The sequence below is a fragment of the Corynebacterium striatum ATCC 6940 genome (assembly GCF_000159135.1).
GTDB lineage: Bacteria > Actinomycetota > Actinomycetes > Mycobacteriales > Mycobacteriaceae > Corynebacterium > Corynebacterium striatum.
The window spans coordinates 1-458 of sequence record NZ_GG667556.1 but is presented as its reverse complement, the minus strand read 5'-3'; the positions used below and the strand labels follow the sequence as shown (position 1 = coordinate 458).

General features: G+C 62.4%; 1 protein-coding gene. It reads left to right on the top strand.

Features of this window, described 5'->3' with window-relative positions; genetic code table 11:
• Positions 1–458 (top strand): tetracycline resistance MFS efflux pump (locus HMPREF0308_RS12720; RefSeq protein WP_005532351.1); only part of this gene is annotated, 458 nt, incomplete at both ends.

Sequence of the window (458 nt, the reverse complement as noted above, 5' to 3'; positions counted from 1 at the left end):
CAGTCACTATGGCGTGCTGCTAGCGCTATATGCGTTGATGCAATTTCTATGCGCACCCGTTCTCGGAGCACTGTCCGACCGCTTTGGCCGCCGCCCAGTCCTGCTCGCTTCGCTACTTGGAGCCACTATCGACTACGCGATCATGGCGACCACACCCGTCCTGTGGATCCTCTACGCCGGACGCATCGTGGCCGGCATCACCGGCGCCACAGGTGCGGTTGCTGGCGCCTATATCGCCGACATCACCGATGGGGAAGATCGGGCTCGCCACTTCGGGCTCATGAGCGCTTGTTTCGGCGTGGGTATGGTGGCAGGCCCCGTGGCCGGGGGACTGTTGGGCGCCATCTCCTTGCATGCACCATTCCTTGCGGCGGCGGTGCTCAACGGCCTCAACCTACTACTGGGCTGCTTCCTAATGCAGGAGTCGCATAAGGGAGAGCGTCGACCGATGCCCTTGA